General features: G+C 35.3%; 20 protein-coding genes and 1 pseudogene. 11 read left to right on the top strand and 10 right to left on the bottom strand.

The genetic code is table 11. The annotated features are described in order from the left end of the window. Positions 1–78: 78 nt before the first annotated feature. The 5 genes from A3SG_RS0103410 to A3SG_RS0103390 all read left to right on the top strand — a co-directional run bounded on the left by A3SG_RS0103410 (position 79) and on the right by A3SG_RS0103390 (position 4,871). Complete coding sequence (locus A3SG_RS0103410) at positions 79–327, top strand: hypothetical protein (RefSeq protein ID WP_016988604.1); 249 nt, start codon at positions 79–81, stop codon at positions 325–327. Between the two features lie 124 nt (positions 328–451). Then, a complete protein-coding gene (locus A3SG_RS20665; RefSeq protein WP_016988603.1) occupies positions 452–1,135 on the top strand; it encodes a GLPGLI family protein in 684 nt (227 codons plus the stop codon). A gap of 41 nt (positions 1,136–1,176) precedes the next feature. Beyond that, positions 1,177–1,362, top strand: coding sequence for a hypothetical protein (locus A3SG_RS0103400; RefSeq protein ID WP_157485291.1), 186 nt, complete (start codon positions 1,177–1,179; stop codon positions 1,360–1,362). Positions 1,363–1,424: 62 nt separating this feature from the next. After that, positions 1,425–2,147, top strand: a complete 723-nt coding sequence (locus A3SG_RS20660; RefSeq protein WP_016988601.1) for a GLPGLI family protein — start codon at positions 1,425–1,427, stop codon at positions 2,145–2,147. Positions 2,148–2,183: 36 nt separating this feature from the next. After that, positions 2,184–4,871 carry a TonB-dependent receptor gene (locus tag A3SG_RS0103390; RefSeq protein WP_016988600.1) on the top strand — a complete coding sequence of 896 codons (2,688 nt, stop codon included), beginning with the start codon at positions 2,184–2,186 and terminating at the stop codon, positions 4,869–4,871. Between the two features lie 4 nt (positions 4,872–4,875). On the opposite strand, the gene A3SG_RS0103385 is transcribed toward A3SG_RS0103390, so the two are convergent. Continuing rightward, a complete protein-coding gene (locus A3SG_RS0103385; RefSeq protein ID WP_016988599.1) occupies positions 4,876–5,301 on the bottom strand; it encodes a Rieske (2Fe-2S) protein in 426 nt (141 codons plus the stop codon). Positions 5,302–5,464: 163 nt separating this feature from the next. Between A3SG_RS0103385 and greA the strand changes: the two genes are divergently transcribed. From greA to A3SG_RS0103370, 3 genes are all read left to right on the top strand, one after another. Continuing rightward, positions 5,465–5,941 carry a transcription elongation factor GreA gene (gene greA / locus A3SG_RS0103380; RefSeq protein ID WP_016988598.1) on the top strand — a complete coding sequence of 159 codons (477 nt, stop codon included), beginning with the start codon at positions 5,465–5,467 and terminating at the stop codon, positions 5,939–5,941. Between the two features lie 84 nt (positions 5,942–6,025). Next, the gene (locus A3SG_RS0103375; protein WP_016988597.1) at positions 6,026–6,415 is read left to right on the top strand and encodes an HIT family protein; all 390 of its coding nucleotides are present in this window, start codon (positions 6,026–6,028) and stop codon (positions 6,413–6,415) included. 86 nt (positions 6,416–6,501) lie between these two features. After that, positions 6,502–7,659, top strand: coding sequence for a transglutaminase domain-containing protein (locus A3SG_RS0103370; RefSeq protein WP_016988596.1), 1,158 nt, complete (start codon positions 6,502–6,504; stop codon positions 7,657–7,659). 12 nt (positions 7,660–7,671) lie between these two features. Here A3SG_RS0103370 and A3SG_RS0103365 read toward each other — a convergent pair whose 3' ends face one another. Beyond that, the gene (locus tag A3SG_RS0103365; RefSeq protein WP_016988595.1) at positions 7,672–8,820 is read right to left on the bottom strand and encodes a sensor histidine kinase; all 1,149 of its coding nucleotides are present in this window, start codon (positions 8,818–8,820) and stop codon (positions 7,672–7,674) included. Between the two features lie 185 nt (positions 8,821–9,005). Here A3SG_RS0103365 and A3SG_RS0103360 point away from each other — a divergent pair, with 185 nt between their 5' ends. Together A3SG_RS0103360 and A3SG_RS0103355 are read left to right on the top strand one after the other, a co-directional pair. Then, a complete protein-coding gene (locus A3SG_RS0103360; RefSeq protein ID WP_016988594.1) occupies positions 9,006–9,881 on the top strand; it encodes a flavin reductase family protein in 876 nt (291 codons plus the stop codon). 27 nt (positions 9,882–9,908) lie between these two features. Further along, positions 9,909–10,280 (top strand): DUF3127 domain-containing protein, encoded by a 372-nt coding sequence (locus A3SG_RS0103355; protein ID WP_016988593.1) that lies wholly within the window; start codon positions 9,909–9,911, stop codon positions 10,278–10,280. Between the two features lie 62 nt (positions 10,281–10,342). Here the strand turns inward: A3SG_RS0103355 and A3SG_RS0103350 are convergent, their stop codons facing one another. Next, the gene (locus A3SG_RS0103350; RefSeq protein ID WP_016988592.1) at positions 10,343–11,023 is read right to left on the bottom strand and encodes a phosphatase PAP2 family protein; all 681 of its coding nucleotides are present in this window, start codon (positions 11,021–11,023) and stop codon (positions 10,343–10,345) included. A gap of 121 nt (positions 11,024–11,144) precedes the next feature. Between A3SG_RS0103350 and aat the strand changes: the two genes are divergently transcribed. Continuing rightward, complete coding sequence (aat, locus tag A3SG_RS0103345; protein WP_016988591.1) at positions 11,145–11,786, top strand: leucyl/phenylalanyl-tRNA--protein transferase; 642 nt, start codon at positions 11,145–11,147, stop codon at positions 11,784–11,786. Positions 11,787–12,045: 259 nt separating this feature from the next. On the opposite strand, the gene A3SG_RS0103340 is transcribed toward aat, so the two are convergent. The 7 genes and pseudogenes from A3SG_RS0103340 to A3SG_RS0103315 form a co-directional block, all read right to left on the bottom strand. Further along, a complete protein-coding gene (locus tag A3SG_RS0103340; RefSeq protein WP_016988590.1) occupies positions 12,046–12,756 on the bottom strand; it encodes a HesA/MoeB/ThiF family protein in 711 nt (236 codons plus the stop codon). A 137-nt stretch (positions 12,757–12,893) separates the two neighbouring features. Continuing rightward, positions 12,894–14,009 carry a 2-iminoacetate synthase ThiH gene (gene thiH, locus A3SG_RS0103335; RefSeq protein ID WP_016988589.1) on the bottom strand — a complete coding sequence of 372 codons (1,116 nt, stop codon included), beginning with the start codon at positions 14,007–14,009 and terminating at the stop codon, positions 12,894–12,896. A gap of 160 nt (positions 14,010–14,169) precedes the next feature. Next, a pseudogene (locus A3SG_RS22175) lies at positions 14,170–14,403 on the bottom strand (GxxExxY protein). Between the two features lie 131 nt (positions 14,404–14,534). Beyond that, on the bottom strand, positions 14,535–15,305 hold the full coding sequence (locus A3SG_RS0103330) for a thiazole synthase (protein ID WP_016988588.1): 771 nt from the start codon (positions 15,303–15,305) through the stop codon (positions 14,535–14,537). Continuing rightward, the gene (locus tag A3SG_RS0103325) at positions 15,292–15,924 is read right to left on the bottom strand and encodes a thiamine phosphate synthase (RefSeq protein ID WP_016988587.1); all 633 of its coding nucleotides are present in this window, start codon (positions 15,922–15,924) and stop codon (positions 15,292–15,294) included. Before A3SG_RS0103325 ends, A3SG_RS0103330 begins: the two co-directional genes overlap by 14 nt. Next, positions 15,917–16,672, bottom strand: a complete 756-nt coding sequence (locus A3SG_RS0103320) for a hydroxymethylpyrimidine/phosphomethylpyrimidine kinase (protein ID WP_016988586.1) — start codon at positions 16,670–16,672, stop codon at positions 15,917–15,919. Before A3SG_RS0103320 ends, A3SG_RS0103325 begins: the two co-directional genes overlap by 8 nt. Then, positions 16,645–17,244 (bottom strand): thiamine phosphate synthase, encoded by a 600-nt coding sequence (locus A3SG_RS0103315; RefSeq protein ID WP_016988585.1) that lies wholly within the window; start codon positions 17,242–17,244, stop codon positions 16,645–16,647. The genes A3SG_RS0103320 and A3SG_RS0103315 overlap by 28 nt, the downstream gene beginning before the upstream one ends. Positions 17,245–17,298: the final 54 nt, after the last annotated feature.

The following is a 17,298-nucleotide window of genomic DNA, read 5'->3' as shown; positions in this document are numbered from 1 at the left end:
CTTATTATTCGTTTTTTTTTTTTTTGATATTTACTTTGGTTAACCAGAAAACAGTTATAAATTTAAACCAATTTAATTATGAAAAAATTAGTATTTACCGCTGTAGCAGTGGTAGCGTTTAGTGGTGTTGCAATGGCAAACACTGTTGAAGGAAATGAAGTTATAAATTTAGAAATAGAGAAGAAATTAGATGCTGATCCATGTAAGGATGAACAAGATGCTGCTGTGCAAGAGTGTCTGGCTAACGGATGTACTAAGGATGAAGCTTTTTATTTTGGAGCAGTAGCTTGGGGTGATTGTATGAATGAATTGAGTATCCAACCATAAAATCAATTTGATGGCGTCTTGAAACCAAAACTAGTTGTTTAAGCTCCGTCAAAACCTGAATAAATAATAGAAATAAGGCTGTTTTATGTTTTGTGAAATAGCCTTAATATTATCTACTTAAATTATGAAATTAATAAATTTATTTTTCTTTCTTGTATGTTTAAATTGCTTTAGTCAAATTAGTAATGGGAAAATTGAATATGGGCTCCACATTTCGTCTTTTGAAGGATTAGAAAAGACCACAAGAATGAAGGAAGCTTATGCAAAAGCATTTGAGAACGCACAATTTTTAAATTTTGATTTGATATTTAATTCTAATGATTCTTTTTTTTCTCTCAAGGATGGCTTAGGTATCGATGAGAGAGGGTATTTTTATGCCAAATTATTTTCAGGATATAAAGGGGTTGTTTTTCAAGACAATGAATTTTCATATTCAGAAATTAATAGTGAAATTGGGAAGTTTGTAATAAAAAAAGAAACTAAAAGGGATTGGATTTTAATTAATGAAACTAAAGAAATTAATGGTTTTGTTTGTTATCAAGCTACTGCTGTAAAAACTGTAGAAAATGGAGTTGGTGTTTTTCACTTCCCTATAATAGCTTGGTATTGTCCTCGAATACCTCTTTCGTATGGGCCAAATGGATTTGGAGGGTTACCGGGTTTAATATTAGAACTTCAAGTTAGAAACATTCTCTTCGGCGTTAATAAATTAGATTTTAAACCAAATCAAATTATTGTTTTGCCACAGCGTAAGGATTATAAAATTGTGAGTGAGAAAGAATTTGAAAGTTTACTAATTAAAAAATAAGTTTTACCGCTCTGGCAGTGGTGGCATTTAGCGGAGTTGCAATGGCAAATGATCTCGAAGTTAAAGTTGTTCAGGATACTGGGTGTTATGAGCAAGCTGCAGATTATGTAGACAATAGATATGACCCTGATGGTACGCACACAGAAGCAGAAAGTGAAGCTGCCTACCAAGGGTATTATGCAGCATGTGAAGATCAAAAAGAAACTCCCAGAATTACCGCGGGATAGTTTATTTTTTAATCACCAAGCAAAATGCGAAAGCAATTTTGCTTGGTTTTATACTAAAAGAAATGAAAAAAATTAAAATACTATTCTTTTGTGTTGCATTAGTAGCGATGTTTGACGGTTACAGTCAAGTTCTTTCCGGCAAAGTAACGTATAAAATTCAATTAGCTGATAATGGGGTAGATATCAAAAATTCACCTGACAGAGAATTCATTGAGGCCACAAGGGAAATTGCAAATAAGCAAACCGCCACTTTAAAGTTTAATAGGACACAGTCTAGTTTTATTTTAGATCAATATCTAATTGCTGATGCTGAGGATAGTGGGTTAAGAAAGTTTGCTAGGTCAATGGCTTTTATTCAAACAGTATTGAATGATTATTTTTTTGATAAAACGACGAACACCGCGGTACAACGAAAAGAGAATGGACAGTTACTTGAAATAGAGAACAAAAAATTAGAGTGGGAAATTACCGTAGAAAGCAAGAAGATTGATAATTATTTATGTTACAAAGCGATTTATTTAAATAAATTTATCAACCGCAGGGGCAAAGGTGTTAGTATACCCATTACCGCTTGGTTTGCGCCAAGTTTGCCTTACAGCTATGGCCCTAAATATTTTAATGGATTGCCAGGGCTTATTTTAGAATTACAAGATAGAGAAACCACTTTTTTAGCCTCGTCCATATCTATTTCTAATATCGAGGAATTGAAAATTGATTTTCCAAAAGGGAGAACCATTCCAAAAGAGGAATACGAAAAAAAGATGGAAGCACAGGGGAACAGGTAGTCCTGAAAGGAATTTAAAAATGAAATGTGTTACTTTATGTTAGGAATTAATAGTAAATGTGTAGTTGTTTTTTTGATGTTATTTGTCGCTTCTATATCCTTCTCGCAAACCATCACAGTTACTGGTGTCGTTTCTGACGATACAAACAAACCCTTGGAGTCTGCTAATGTTATCGCTAAACCGTTACAAGAAAAAGCGAGTCTAAAGTTTGCAATTGCAGATAATAAAGGACGTTATCGGCTTGAACTGGACAAAGAAGTCAAATATGAAATCACGGTTTCTTATATTGGTTTTTTGGAGGAAATTATTTTTGTAGATCCAAACTCGGCTCTTACGTCCTATGATTTTAAACTTAAACCTACTGGAGAAGAACTAAGTGAAATTGTGATCAAGTACGAGTTTAAGCCCATTATCGTTAAAAAAGACACGCTGATATTTGATATAAAAAGTTTTGCGAATGGAAACGAACGCAAGATGAAAGAAATTCTTGAGAAACTGCCAGGTGTTGAGGTAGATAAAAACGGTGGAGTTACCGTGCAAGGGAAAAAAGTCACCCAAATGCTGGTAGAAGGTAAATCCTTTTTTGGCGGTGGTTCTAAATTGGCTGTAGAAAATATTCCTGCGGATGCCCTAGACAAAATTGAAGTGATTGATCACTTTAACGAAGTAGGCTTTATGAAACAAGTTTCGGATAGCGATGAACTTGCAATGAACGTTAAGTTGAAAGCCGATAAAAAGAAATTCGTTTTTGGGGATGTCGAAGCTGGAGCCGAAGTTGGCAATGCGGATAATGGTTTTTATCTCGCTCATGCGTCATTATTTTATTATGCACCCAAAACTAATTTAAGTTTTATAGGGGATATTAATAATATAGGAAAAAGCACTTTTACGTACGATGATTTAAGCCGCTTTGGTGGCGGAACCAGTAGTTACCTTACTGGTAGAAAATCATTGACTAACTTGTATTCGTTTGCCAATGATAATCAAGATGTGGTCCAAAACAAATCGCAATTTGGAGCCGCAAATTTCAGTCACGAACCTTCCTCTAAACTAACGATTTCTGGATTTAGCATTTTTTCCAAAGTTTTTACCGCTTCACGAACTGAGAGTAAGAACGAGTATCTTCAAAATAGCACTGTCGCTTTTGAGAATAGGCTACAAAACGGAGACAATCGTTCAGTCTTAGGCATAGCAAATATAAAAGTGGATTATTCTCCAAGCGATACAGAAAAATGGTATTATAATGCCCAGTATCAATCAAGTACAAATGATGTATTCAATACCATAAATTCTATAACCGATAGTAATGCGAGCGTTTTTGAAACGATTAGTAAAGCAGATAACATTTCGGTAAAGCAGTATGTGGAATGGCACAAAAAATTTAACAAACGTCATACTACAACCTTTGTAGTTAATCAAGTGTATGAAAAGAGTACACAGAACAATCAGTGGTTTACAGATCAGCCTTTTTTAGCGGGTTCAATTCCATTACAAAATGATGTTTCCTATACTATTGACCAATTCAATAAAGTCAAAAACAACAGTGTTGATGCTTTATTCAAGCATTATTGGATTATTAATGACTTTAATCATTTGTATACCAATATTGGAAATAACTTGGGTAATTCCATTTTTAAAAGTTCAGAAAAACAAATTTTAACCAATGGCGCTATAAATGATTTTGGATTAGCAGGTTTTGGAAATGATGTTAAATACCAATTGAACGATAGCTACTTAGGATTAGAGTATAAATCTAAAATTGGCAAATGGACTAATAAGCCGGGGCTATACTTGCATCATTACAATTTGAAAACCAGCAAAATAGCACAAAATAATACTTTGTCAAAAATACTTTTTCAGCCACAATGGGATAGTGACTATGAATTTAATAAATCAGAAAATTTAAGCTTTACATACAAATTAGAGAATGGTTTTCCGCGAGTAACCCAATTAGCGGATCGGTTTACCTTGCAAAATTATAACTTGGTTTACAGAGGAAATGCACTTTTAGAAAACGAACAATACCACTCGGCTAGTTTGAGGTATTCTAAATTGAATATGTATCGTGGGATTACTTGGAATGCAAGAGCAAATTTTAATAAAAAAGTAAAAACGATTAGAAACGAAATTAAATTAGACGGAATCAATCAATTCAATACGCCAGTCCTTACTGATAATCCAGAAAATAATTACAATGCCAGCGGTTCTTTCAGTAAGAGAATCTATCGTTTTAATTTGAGAGTGAATACGCGTCTGAGTTGGTTTAATTACACACAAACCATAAATAATAGTATAACGGTAAATGATAGGAAGAGTCAAAATTTCGGAGTTTTGTTCAAAACTGCCTATAGAAAATGGCCGGGTTTAAGTATTGGCTATAACAAAGGTTTTAGCCAGTTTTCAGGATTAACCAAATCTAATTTTCAAACTGAGGCCATCACATCTGATTTTGATATTAATTTCGCAAAGTTCTGGACGTATAAATTCAGTTACGAAAATCTAAAAAATACAAATAACAACAATCAGAGTAATTTTTATGATATTGCCAATACTTCTTTGCGTTATCAAAAGAAAAATAGTCCATTTGGATTTGAATTAATCGCTAATAATTTGTTCAACAACAGGGTCAAAAATGATTATTCGTTTTCGGATTATTTAATCAGTGAACGAACAACCTTTGTTTTGCCAAGGGTTTTCTTGTTTTCAATAAGCTATAAACTATAGGTTTCTAGTTGTATACTCGTAGAACATTCCCATTAACCTCCACGCGATACTGTTTTAAAGGATATTGCAATCCACTCTGACCTGTAACCTGACCAGTAAATAAGCTGTATTCAGCATTGTCACAGGGACAGACTATATTAATGCCTTTCAGGGTCATAATGCCACAACTGCTCGGTGCCTGATTTGGGCAGGCAGCATCAAATGCATTGTAGCCACTTCCAGTATTGAAAATATAAATTCCGTTGATGCCAACACCTGCATAGTAGACCGCGTTACTGGGATATTGAAGATTAGAATAAGCGGGCAAATTCATGTTGATATCTATGGTAAACGTGTAATTAGGTAGGTAGGGGTTGTTATTGTTAAAACTACTGTCGCTGCAGCCAAAAAAGAAGGGTAATATTGCGAGTAGGATGAGGTGATTTTTCATTGTTTAAAATAAATTGAAAGTATTAGTGAAACAAATTTAATTTATTTACATTTGAATTATATATGATTTACATATAATTATTCACTAGAAAAAATAAAAGTATCTTTGTGGAAAGAAATCCCGTCCTGATGGGATTTTTTCTATTTACATAAACGATGAAATTATGAGCGCAATATCTTATTACACGGCAGAAGGATTAAAGAAATTGAGAGAGGAATTAGATTATTTAAAAAGTGTAATGCGTCCAAAAGCATCTGCAGATATAGCTGAGGCAAGAGATAAAGGAGATTTATCTGAAAATGCAGAGTATGATGCTGCAAAAGAAGCACAAGGAATGCTGGAGATGAGAATTGCGAAGCTCGAAGAAGTACATTCTAATGCGCGACTGATTGATGAAACAAATCTTGATATTTCTAAGGTTTTGGTTTTGTCTAATGTGAAAATAAAGAACCAATCTAACGGAATGGAAATGAATTATAAGCTTGTTGCTGAAAGCGAAGCGGATTTAAAAACCGGAAAAATATCAGTTACCTCACCTATAGGGAAAGGATTACTTGGTAAAAAGGTAGGCGATGTTGCTGAAATTACGGTTCCTAATGGTGTGCTGCAATTTGAAATTTTGGAAATTTCTCGAAACTAAAAAAGGTTTCTTAGGCTGATTTTAAAATCCTAAACTAAAATAATTACCCCGAGCGCAATCAAAGGGCTAAAAACAAAATTTACAATGAGTTCAATATTCACTAAAATAGTAAACGGAGAAATTCCTTGTTATAAAATAGCCGAAGACGATAATTATTTGGCTTTTTTGGATGTAAACCCAAATGCAAAAGGACATACTCTGTGTATCCCAAAATTTGAAGTCGATAAGATTTTTGATATGGACGAAGCACATTATTTAGGGCTGATGCATTTTGCAAGAAAAGTGGCTATTGCCTTAGAAAAAGCAGTTCCTTGCAAAAGGGTAGGTATGGCAGTCGTAGGACTGGAAGTTCCTCATGCACATGTTCATCTTATTCCATTGAATGAGATGGATGAAATGCGTTTTCAAAACAAAGTGTCTCTATCTACAGCAGAATTTGAAGCATTGGCAGAAAATATTAAAGCCAAAATGTAGCGTTTCAAATAAATTGGTACAGTTTTCGTTTAAAAGGGAATAGGTGAAAACCTAATCCCTTTTTATTTATACGGAACTCAGATCAGATGAAAAATATATATATAGCGCTCTCTTTGCTTTTTTCAATTTTAAGTTTTGCTCAAAAGCAGACTCAATATACTTTAGTTGATCAGAAAATTTCTCAAATACCCGTTCGATCAACCTATTCAACAGATGCAATTGCCGATTATATCAATGCTCATTTTCAGACTGATGATGAGAAAATACGTGCTGTTTTTTATTGGATAGCGTCAAATATCGGTTATGATGTAGCTAAAATGGTAGCGTTAAATAACAAAGAAGTCTTAGAAAATAATAGCACAAGAATACTGAAGAGTAAAAAAGGAGTGTGCAGTGATTACACCAAAATATTTAAGGAGATAGCAAATAAAGTGGGTATTGAGACGAACACCATAAGTGGCTATACAAAGCAAAATGGGAAGGTAGATACGATGTCACATGCCTGGTGTGCTTCTAAAATTGATAATCAGTGGTATGTCTTCGATCCAACTTGGGGTTCGGGATATGTGAATAACGGAAGGTTTGTCGCTGCGTTTGACAATCAATATTTTAAAGCGAATCCCAGCGAGATAATTGCTTCGCATATGCCGTACGATTATATGTGGCAATTCCTTAATTATCCCATTTCAAATCAAGAGTTTTACAATGGAGGTACTGGTGTAGATAAATTAAAAAAGCGATTTGATTTTGAGGCTGAAATTTCAAAATATTATAAATCATCTGAAATGGAGCAATTAATCGGTTCGTCAGCACGAATAAAAAAAAATGGAGTTGTAAATATGATGATATTGAATCAGCTTACCTATGAAAAAAGCAAGATAGAATATTATAAACAAGTTAAGACATCCATTTATTTCAATACTGTCGTGTCGCTTTATAATGAGGGGGTAAATGACTTAAACAAATTTATCAAGTATAGAAACAAGCAGTTTAAACCTGTAGCGTCAGACAAAGAATTGAGAGCTATGATAGATGGACCAAGAAACAAATTACTCCGTTGTCAGGAGATGTTGGCTAATTTTGGATTTATTGAAGAAAGGCACGCGTCAAGTGTAAATTCCATTAAACAATCTTTGATAGAATCTATTGGTCAGACAGAAGAGCATGCTGCATTTGTGAACGCCTATTTAAGAAGGTCCGAAGTAGTCAGAGAAACGATGTTTTATAAAACAAATAGCCTTTAAAAAATATTAAAATCAAGATGCTTTTTTTAAGCTGATTTGCATAGTAGTTCCTTTTCCTATTTCAGAATGGGAGACTTTTATAGTTCCTTTGTGGTATTCTTCCACAATCCTTTTTGTTAAAGATAATCCTAATCCCCAGCCTCTTTTTTTAGTAGTAAAACCAGGCTCAAAGACCCTCTTGAACTCTTTTTTCTGAATTCCATTCCCGTTATCAGTCACACTTATTTTTATGGAATCATGATCCTGCTCAATTTTTAAAGCCAGTTTTCCGCGTCCTTTCATGGCGTCAATAGCATTCTTTACCAGATTTTCAATCGTCCAACTGTGTAGGGTGGGGTTAAGCATAACGTAGATAGGTGATTTTGGACCTTCGAATGTGAATTCAATCTGTTTTGAAAATCGGGATTGAAGATAGTTATAGGATTGCAATGTCTCTTGTACAATGTCTTTCTTTTCTAATATGGGTTCCGAGCCAATTTTTGAGAAACGATCTGTAATAGTTTGTAATCGTTCAATATCTTTTTCAATTTCAATCGTTGTTGATTCATCAACATTTTCGGACTTCAAGATTTCGACCCATCCTATTAACGAAGAAAGTGGAGTGCCTATTTGATGGGCTGTTTCTTTTGCCATTCCCGCCCAAAGTTTGTTTTGAGTTGCTATTTTCGTGCTTCGGTAAAAATAATAGACCAAGGCAGAAAATAATACGATAATGAGCAATAAGGCGACGGGATAATATTTTAGTTTATTCAGTAGTGCCGAATTGCCGTAATATAATTTTTGAAATTTCCCTGGATCATACTCAATTACAATAGGGTCATTTTCATTTTTTAAATCCGATAAAAATGCGACAGCTCTGGCGTTTTCATTTACAATGTCGTCGTCGATATTAACGGTGTTGATGATGCTGTCATTCTCAGTAAGCACAATCGGAATTGACGTATTGTTGCTGAAGATTTGGAGAGGAAGTTCGACATCAGTGTTTTCACCTGCATTAATGAGTGTTTTTTGAGCTTTTGCCCAAAGATTCATTTTTAAACGTTCTTCGTTTTTGAATATTTGAAAAAAGGTATAGGTGTTCCAAAGTATCAATGAAATTATTAAAAATGAAGCAAAAATAATAATCCAACGAGTCGTGTCTTTTCTTTCAGAAAACTGCATAAACGAGATTTTGAGGTATAAATATAACGAAATATAAACAGTATTATTTTAGTTCTTAATACAAAGGAAAATTTTTAGGTGACGGGAATGTTTTTAGATTAAATAAGCGGGCGCTCTCATTAAAAACTTAAACCATTTACTTACTTTTGTAAATCAAGGTACTAAATAACTGAAAACAAAAAAGTATGATTACGATTGACCCAAAAAGTATAGAAACGGCTAAGTTGCAAGGATATCTTCAAGGTTCTGTAGGGCCTAGACCCATAGCTTTTGCCAGCACTGTAGATAAAAATGGTACTCCAAATTTATCGCCTTTCAGCTATTTTAATGTTTTTAGTGCAAATCCACCTATTCTCGTTTTTTCCCCAGCAAGGCGTGTTCGCGACAATTCGATTAAACACACTTTAATTAATTGTGAAGCCACGGGAGAAGTGGTTATTAATGTCGTTAATTTTGACATGGTACAACAAACATCTCTTGCCAGCACAGAATATGGCGATGGTGTAAATGAGTTTTTAAAAGCAGGGTTTACGGCAGTTCCATCTGATGTTGTAAAGCCATACCGAGTTAAAGAGTCGCCCGTACAATTTGAATGTAAAGTGAACCAGATAATTCCATTAGGGAGTGAAGGTGGAGCTGGAAATTTAATCCTTTGTGAAGTAGTCCGGATTCATATTAACGAAGCCGTTTTAGATGCTAAAGGAGCGATTGATCAACATAAAATTGATTTGGTTTCTAGGCTAGGAGGGAGTTGGTATTCACGCTCAAATCAAGGTTTATTTGAGGTGCCTAAGCCTTTATCGACCCTAGGAATAGGCGTAGATGTTATTCCGGATCGTATTAAAAAAAGCCTCATTTTTGATGGAAATGATTTAGGGAAATTAGGGAACATAGAAGCCTTGCCCACCCCGGAAGAAGTTAGTATATTTGTAAAACAGAATTTTTCTGTGAAAGGCGTTTTAAGCTCTGACGACCAGGATAAGCTGCATGTAGAGGCCAAAAAATACTTAGATGAAAACGATGTTCTTTCCGCATGGAAAGTACTTCTAGCAGAAAAATAAGATTATATAACAATTAAAATAACGAAGATGGAAGTTACAGGAAAAATTAAAGTTGTCAACCCAGAACAACAAATTAGCGCCGCGTTTAAAAAGAGAGAGTTAGTTGTTACAACAGAAGAACAATATCCTCAACATATTATGATTGAGTTTACTCAAGATAAATGCGATTTATTAAACAATTATTCAGTTGGTGAGACGGTAAAAGTGGGTATCAATTTAAGAGGTAGAGAATGGGTTAGCCCACAAGGAGAAACTAAATATTTCAATAGTGTGCAAGGGTGGAGAATTGAGAAAGCAGGAGCTGAGCCTCAAGCACCATCAGCACCTATGCCTACTGCTCAGACTTTCGCTCCAGCAACAAACTTAAATGAAGACGAACCAGACGATTTACCTTTTTAATTAAGAGTACATTGACAAAAAAAGCCTTGATATAGTCAAGGCTTTTTTCGTTTTAGAAAAGTTTAGAAATCAGGTTTTATAAGGATTCCTATCCCAGTAGTCCTTCCAAATTGGGGATAAACAAAAGCTGAGTTTCTATTTATTCTGTTAAATTTAATTGCCTGAAAAGGATTGTAAATAGTGACCAAAATTCCTGAGAGTAATCCAATTCCTGCTCCTGCTAATACATCAGATGAATAATGTTTGTTATTAGCCATCCGTAAGATACCAGTCGCTGTTGCAAATACAAACCCACTGCTGGCGTACCAAAAATTAGAATCTTTATATTCTTGAAAAAGTAGGGTTGCATTAGTAAAGGCAATGGCAGTATGACCTGAGGGGAAACTCAGATTATTTGAGCCATCCGGTCTTTCTTCTTTTACCCCATTTTTTGTAATTTGTACAACGGCTAATGTTAATGAATTAGCAATAACAACATCTACTGTTTGATGTAAAACTGTGTTTTTAGGTTTGAACCCCATGTATCGTCCGGCATATATTTGAGCAACTGGTACCAAAGGCGTAAAGTCATCTATTCTAGTACTAAATCCGTTTCCAAAAAAGGTGTTTGACTTTTCCTGAATGGTATTATTTGGAGTAGAATTCAATAGAAATATTCCGCCAGTTAAAAGAGCTGTGGGTACAATAAAGTTTTTATAGGATAGTTTTTTACTAATCGCTAAACTATCAATTTTTTGTCCCATTCATTTGTGAAATAAACAGCACTAAAAGGAAGATTGTTGATAATCTTTTCATTTTTAAAATGGTCAAATAAATAAGTTGTTTCAAATTTAATAGTTAGTTTTATATTTTAATTGATTATCCATGTTTTATTTATCTCAAGAATTGTTTTTTCCTCCAGTTTCTCATACTAGTTCGCATGGCATTGTTGCACTTGGAGGTGATTTGTCTGCAGAGCGCTTGAAATTAGCTTATAAAAGCGGTATTTTTCCTTGGTTTGAAGATGGAGAACCTATTACTTGGTGGTCGCCTGATCCCAGGATGGTTTTATTTCTAGATGAATTGGTGGTTTCTAAAAGCATGCGAAACATACTTAATAGGAATATTTTTACGGTTACTTTCAATCAAAATTTTAGAGAGGTGATTTCAAATTGCCAGAACATCAAGCGAGATGGGCAAGATGGAACATGGATTACAAACGATATGATCGAAGCATACTGTAAACTTAATGAATTAGGAATTGCAAAATCAATAGAAGTTTGGCAAAATCAAGAACTTGTCGGGGGATTGTACGGTATCGATTTAGGTCGTGTTTTCTGCGGGGAAAGTATGTTTTCTAAAGTCTCAAATGCGTCCAAAGTGGCTTTTATTGCTTTGGTTAACCAATTGAAAAAAGAAAATTATAGCTTGGTTGATTGCCAAGTCTATAATCCTCATTTAGAAAGCTTAGGTTGTAGAGAAATTGACCGTACTGAATTCATGGAGTTACTTCAAGAGAAGGATTAGGGCCTATTCCAGCTGTGCGTTACAAGTCCTCCTTTAAAAACCTTTTTTCTAAAGTCTTAAAGGAGCTTCCTGCTGGTCGCTCTTTTCAACTTAGAAAAAATAGTTTTTTCAGTCCGGGCTTTCCACTGCCATCTGGGGCAAAAGCACTACGGATTTTGAAAATAATAGTTCGTATATTATTCAAGAAAAAATATTTCTGGTAAACAAAAGATATGACTTGATCTGTATCATCGGCTTGCCATTGTTTTTAGTCTACGCACTAAAAATTCAACTTCACAAAACTCCAATCCAAAGTTTTAAACAAAACCAACTCATTCTTCAAAGTTGGTAATCCAATAATTAATTTTAAAGTTTCATGCGCCATCATCGTACCTATCATCCCTGGTAATGTTCCTAACACGCCGTTAAAATTACAATTAGGCACATCCTTAGCGCTTGGCGGCTCTGGAAATAAATCACGTAAATTTTTGCTTCCTTGGTGGTTAAAAACTGCAAGTTGGCCTTCAAAATTCAGAATGCTTCCATATACCACCGTTTTGCCTAAAGCCACACAAGTATCATTCACTAAATACCGAGTAGTAAAATTATCAGAACCATCGACTACGATATCAAATTGTGAAATGATATGAGAAGCATTCTCAATAGTAAGTTTTTCTTCAAATGCTATCACTTTAATCAGTGGATTCAGTTTTTCAACTGTGGTCTTAGCTGTCGTGGCTTTTGGTAATCCTGCTTGGTTCTCCGTATACAGAACTTGTCTGTGTAGGTTGTGAATTTCAATCAGGTCAAAATCGACAATCCCAATAGTTCCCACCCCAGCGGGAGCTATATATTGTAAAACGGGACAGCCTAAACCACCAGCACCAATGACAAGAACGCTAGCTTTCTTTAACTTTTGTTGTCCTTCATCACCTATTTCTGGTAGGATTACCTGTCTATTGTATCGTAAAAAATCTTGTACTACACTCATGTTTTGTCCTTAGTGATTAATTGGTTGCTGCGGTTTTCTTATTGCGTTGCTCCTAGAATTCGATGTTAGTTTAAGCGGAGGGACAGTCTTTAAAGGTTGTTGTTTTTATATGTGAAGAGGAAGATCAAAGCCAATAATTAGCTACTAAAACTACGATCCCAGTCTTTCCAAACTACTTCATATCCAGCATTCGAAATGACTTTTGCTATTTCACTTGGCGAACGTTCGTCACTAATTTCAAATTGTTCTAAGGATTGTGGATCAACTGCATAGCCACCGGGGTTAGTCTTAGATCCAGCGCTCATGCTTGTAATGCCTATATGAATAATATTATCTCGGAATTTTTCCTTTTCTCGGGTTGATAGTGATATTTCTAAATCTTCATTCCATAAACGATAGGCGCAAATGAGCTGGGTCAGATCCTTGTCGTCCATTATAAAATTAGGGGCTACAGTTCCTTCTGCAGGTCTTAAACGAGGGAAAGAAACAGAATACTTAGTCTGCCAGTAGGTTTTTTGCATGTAATCTAGATGCAAGGCGTTGAAAAAACTATCGGTGCGCCAGTCTTCTAAACCTAATAATGCAGCTAAACCTATCTTGTGAATACCCGCTTTACCAATCCGGTCAGGGGTGTCTAGTCGATAATCGAAGTTAGATTTCTTTCCTTTGGTATGGTATTTTTTATACACTTCCTGATGATAGGTCTCTTGATATACTAAAACAGAATGAACTCCTGCTTTATGCAAGCGCTCGTATTCCTCTTGTGTGAGCGGTTGTACCTCAACAGATATAGTCGAAAAATCATTTTTGATAACGTCAATAGCGTTTAGAAAATAATTGATGTTTACAGTATGATTTGCTTCGCCGCTGACTAACAGAACATGGTCAAACCCTAGATTTTTCAAGACTGCTATTTCTTGTCTAATCTCTGAATCCATTAGGGTTTTTCTTTTGATTTTATTATCCAAGCTAAAACCACAATAGGTACATATGTTTTGGCATTCATTGCTTAAGTACAAAGGGGCAAACATTTGAATCGTTTTGCCAAAACGCTTTTTAGTTAGTTCATGACATTCCTGAGCCATTTGCTCAAGATAGGGCTGTGCAGCAGGAGCTATCAGTACTAAAAAGTCATCTAGATTTCTTTTGGTTTTGGCGAGTGCTTGCTCGACCTGATTTGTTGTAGTGCCATAAATTTTAGATTGGATGTCATCCCAATTGTATTGTTCAAAAACGGATTTAAATGTGTTCATTTTATTTTTTATTTATTGCAAAAAAATATTTTTTGTTGGATGCAGATTTGACAGGGTTTCGCTGATATTTTTTAGAGCTGATTTGCTAAGCGTTTACTATCATTTAGAATTGTTGTGGTGTTGAAATTGACAAGTATTTCGAGTCTTTTATCAGTTAGTTTTAAATAATTCGTTTATCGTAAATTGGCGCTAAGTCTTCGATGGATTTTAATTCAATACTTACTTTGTCTTCAACCAATAAATCGATTCTAGAAGCAACATCTAAAATGAAGTCTTCTTAAGTAATGGTGATTGCGCGCTGTCGTTGAACTTTTAATTCCATTTTAGGTACTTCATAATATAAAGCACGTGCATAAACAGCTTCAAATAAACTCGGCCCCAATGTATCGTACACTTTGAAAATAGCTCTTCTGATTTTTAATGGTGTGTCGTTTTCTGTTATTTAAAAACAATCAATTTCTTTCAAAAAAAGCAGTGTTTTTTGTCTGCTCAAATCAGTTGAATCTGCGTGCTATTGCACATACTTTAATCAGACAAAAATCCCGTCAAAGGGCTAGATGCTATGGCCTGTTTGTATTGCGCCCCTAATTTAGCTTCATAGGCTTTGCGTCCAGCAATAACCGCCATTCTAAAAGCTTCTGCCATTAGTTTTGGGTTTCCGGCAACTGCAATAGCAGTATTTACAAGTACAGCATCTGCTCCCAGTTCCATTGCTTTTGCAGCGTCTGAAGGAGATCCTATTCCAGCATCTATGATAACAGGAACCTTGCTTTGCTCGATAATAATTTCTAAAAAGTCTATGGTTTTTAGTCCTTTATTACTCCCTATTGGGGAACCTAGTGGCATCACTGCTGCTGTTCCCGCTTCCTCTAAATGTTTGCATAAAACAGGATCAGCATGAATGTAGGGTAAAACGATAAAGCCTAATTTAGCTAATGCCTCTGTTGCTTTCAGCGTTTCTATGGCATCAGGCATCAGGTATTTTGGGTCGGGATGAATTTCAAGTTTTAGCCAATTCGTTTCTAATGCTTCTCTTGCTAGTTGCGCTGCAAAAACCGCTTCTTTCGCATTTCGGGCGCCAGAGGTATTGGGTAACAAATGAATATGAGGATGCTTGAGATGTGATATAATCGCATCTGTTTCCGTTTCTAAATCGATTCTTTTTAATGCTACCGTAACCATTTCGCTTCCCGAAGCTAAAATTGCCTCTTCCATTTCTTGGCTGGAACCAAATTTCCCCGTTCCTAATAATAAACGAGATGCTAAGGATAGATCTCCGATTTTAAATAGTGACATATAATTTTTCGTTTAGATGTGTGATTAATTCAGTTGGATTGTCGCTGTGTGTTAATAGGCCTGAAACCGCTATTCCATATATACCAGTTTCCATTAAGGGCGCAACATTTGCGGCTGTGATGCCACCGATGGCATAAATAGGAATTTCAATTTGCTGTCGTTTCAGTTTTTGTAGAATAGAGTGATACCCGTCAAGTCCAAGTATTGGACTCAGTTTTTGCTTGGTTGTGGTAAACTGAAACGGACCAAGTCCTATGTAATCTGCTCTATTACTGACATGAGTTAAAATATCTTCAAAAGTATTTGCTGTTGCACCTATAATTTTACCGGTGCCTAAAATTCTTCTGGCTTCGGGAATATCCATATCTGTGAGTCCTAAATGTACACCGTCTGCCGCAATCTCTTGAGCGAGATAGACATTGTCGTTGATGATTAAAATAGCCTTATAGTCGTTGCAGATTTCTTTTACGGCTTTCGCTAAAGTAACGACGTCAGTGGTATTTTTAGTTTTAAAGCGCATTTGTATCCAGTTACAACCGTTATCTACTGCTTTTTGAATGTTAAGCAATTGCGCCTCAACGGTGTTTCCTTGTGAAATGTATTGTAGTTTATTATACATGATGGTATCCTAATTTAGTTGGGTTTGATTGCAAATAGGTTTCGATGTAATCCTTAGCGAGTGAGCAGGCAGTTATTAAATCGTGTCCTAAAGCAAGGTTAGAAGCGATAGCAGACGATAAAACGCAGCCGGAACCATGCTTTTCTGAGAGAGATGATTTCTTAGGTAAAAATGAGGTGATCTCTTTATTTGTATATAAGGTATCGACGCCAATTTCTTCAGGATGATGTCCGCCTTTTAATAAAACAGCACAATATTCTGACAGCATTTTTGCAGTATTTTCAGCATTGGTTTCTGCCGGAGACAATTGTAGCATTTCATGATAATTGGGCGTAATCAAATCGACTTTTTTTACTATTTCAATCAAAACGGTTTCATTTTCGATATTGAGAAAGTCGTAATCGGTCGTTGATTTCAGAACTGTGTCCCAAACGATCCTTGTTTTTGGCGAAAGTCTTTTAAGTGCTAGCACTAATTCTTGCAAATATGCTAATGAGGGAACAATACCAATTTTCACTGCTGTAATGGGATAGCTTTTAAACAAAACTGCGATAGAATCCAATACTAAAGCAATCTCTGTCCATTGAATGGATAGAAACTGATCTTCGGTTTGGATAGTATTAGCAGTCGTGATTGCAAAACCATACACGCGATGTTGTTCGAATGTTTTGATATCAGTTAAAACTCCTGCGCCAGCTGTAGGGTCAAAACCGGCAATACTTAATACGAAAGGGCGATTTGCTGACATGATTTGAAATTTTCTATTGGGCTGTTACTTGTCCAGATTGTTCCTAAAAGTGCTATATTGTCAAAGCCACTTTTCAATGTGTGTTGAATGTTATCTACTGAAATACCGCTTAAAGCAATAAGCTTGGTTTTATAATTAGTTCTTTTTTTAATCTGGTCGAATAAATCTGTTTTTGGATGATAGTTTTCTTTAGAAATACTTGTGAAAACAGGACTTAAAAAGGCATAATCAAACGCGTAATCTAATTCGTTAAAATCTTCGATGCAATGGGTAGAAGCCGACAAAGTATACCCTTGTTTTTTGTAGGTTTCTAATTGTTTCTTAGTTGTTACTTTCTGATTATATTCTGTAAAATGAACGCGATGAATTGCTAAGGCTTTCGCCAAATGATGGTGACTGTGCAGCACCAGCCGGTTACTGTATTCTAGTCCAATTTGAGTTATAAAAGTGTTCAGTTCTTCCGCTGAGAAAGCAGGTTTCCTAATATGAAGCAACGCCATCCCTTCCTTAAACAAAGAATGGATGAGGCTGATTTCATTTGCTATTTCAGTAGGACTTGTTATTATAATCATACTTTTTATTTTAGATATTAGATAACAGAACAGAGAGTAAATGATGGAAAAACA

The sequence above is a fragment of the Flavobacterium sp. ACAM 123 genome (genome assembly GCF_000264055.1).
Lineage (GTDB): Bacteria > Bacteroidota > Bacteroidia > Flavobacteriales > Flavobacteriaceae > Flavobacterium.
This window is presented reverse-complemented; position numbering and strand designations above follow the sequence as displayed.